At 60.9% G+C, this 1705-nt stretch carries 3 protein-coding genes; all 3 read right to left on the bottom strand.

Annotated features, from left to right (window positions below; all coding sequences use genetic code 11):
- The coding region (locus NQF87_RS08685) for a DUF3383 family protein (RefSeq protein ID WP_266128013.1) at nt 1–756 on the bottom strand (756 nt) is incomplete at its 3' end.
- Nucleotides 753–1262: a phage neck terminator protein gene (locus NQF87_RS08680; RefSeq protein WP_266128012.1), complete on the bottom strand. Its 510-nt coding sequence runs from the start codon at nt 1260–1262 to the stop codon at nt 753–755. The genes NQF87_RS08685 and NQF87_RS08680, both read right to left, overlap by 4 nt.
- A gap of 20 nt (nt 1263–1282) precedes the next feature.
- Nucleotides 1283–1705 (bottom strand): hypothetical protein (locus NQF87_RS08675; protein ID WP_266128011.1); only part of this gene is annotated, 423 nt, incomplete at its 5' end.

Genomic DNA, 1705 nt, shown 5'->3' with positions numbered 1-1705 from the left:
ACCGGACACATGGCCATCCTCAATCCACTGGAAGCGTCCCAGGCCATTCGCATAGGCCCCGTAGAAATTGTAGCCATTGCTGCGAAGGGTTGCGGCCGTTTTGGCGTCTGTCACGCTGGGGGTGACAAGCCCGCTGCGCCGGAAGCAGAGGTTCGTCCGGCCATCTGTGGCGTCAAAATCTATGGACGCCATCCATCCCAGGCAGAATGCGGCTGCCAGAGGGTCCTGATAGATCAGGGTCGTGCCATCAATGTTCTGGTTTCCCAGCCACACGCCAAAGCTGGTGCTGTTCTGGCTGCTGGAGGCATTTTCGTCCTTGTCCCACGGGACATACCAGTAGCGGTCGGCCTGTCCGGCGGTCCACGTTGCGAACTCCTTCTTCTGTTCCAGGGATGGATCCCATGTCGTGGTGAAGCCTGCGAAATCCTGCGTCTGGCCAGCAATCTCGTTCATGAGTGCCGCCGGGTCCTCTTTATGGTCGGCAGAGGCCACATAGACGAGCAGGGTAGAGGGGGCGGATGGCGCATCCTCGTAGCCGCTGAAATAGACATTCGCCATGCGGGCCTCGGGGGAGGAAGCCGTGAAGTCGGATGCTACGTCGCTGGCCTGCGTGTAGGTCTTCAGCGTCCCTTCGGCGATATTGCTGCCGTCCGCCGCCGTAGTGATGATCAGGCCGTTGATAAAGGAAACCCCGCCAGCCGTTCCCAGCGTGGCGGGGTTGATCTTCACAGTCTGTGAAATGGGGATCGTACTCATTCGGTCATGTCCGTGGTTGTGTGGAGGGTGTCAGCCTGGGTGATGGACTGCATCCCCAGCTGGAGTGCCGACTGTCCCGGCTTTGTGACGGTGGCGTGGACGTCAGCGATCAGATCGACGCTCCACTGGTCCTCGTACTGCTTTTCAGCTGTCGTGAAGGGGTGCTGCATGGGGTCTGATGCGTGAAGGGGGGCGAACCCCGGGAGATTGTTCATGAACCATTCAACGGCGTCCGGATCACGCCACATGGCGTTGATGAGCGACACCGCATTCCCGGCCCCTGTCCCGAACGTGCTGACCTGGATGCCCATACGTTCCAGCTTGACGATCGTGACGGAGCCATCCCCGTTGTACCGCCTGCTGTTGGTGGCGTACCGCTGCCGGGTGATGATCTGCATGATGGCGAATGGGGCCTGCATCGTGGGGGCCCGGTTCTGCTGCCCCTGCTGCACCGTCCACGGGGAGGGCAGCACGTTGCTGAGCAGCCAGAGGCGGATGGCCTTCATGATGTCGCTCTCGGAGGGCCTCAGTTCGAGGCCTGATTCCCCGGTATCTGGCGGGTTACGGCTAGTTTGCACCAATCTTCACTCCCCCACTGCTCTAGAACCTGTGTGACCAGCCATTCCCCGCCCTCAAAGATCAGTACGTCACCGCCCGTCTGGAGGGGCCGGTTCAGCGCATGGGTTGCGCTCCGCATGTAGACGATGCGGGCATCTTGCTGCTGGGCGATATTCTGAAGAAGCTGGAGATCGCCCCCAGCGGTTGCCTGCACTTCGATCTGCACGGGGATGTCTTCGTAGGTCGTGGTGACGGCCCCGTCATCTTCCGTGATTGAGCCGGTGCAGCGGCGCAGCACGGCGTCCTGCATGGGGTTGACCTCACCCAGAACGCCGCTGGCTATGCCAAATACGTCAATCATCGCCACCATCCACCTGGTACCGTAGTGCTT

The organism is Bombella dulcis, from assembly GCF_026385505.1.
GTDB lineage: Bacteria > Pseudomonadota > Alphaproteobacteria > Acetobacterales > Acetobacteraceae > Bombella > Bombella dulcis.
Note: the sequence above shows the minus strand (reverse complement) of the source record. Positions and strands in the feature narration are given on the sequence as shown.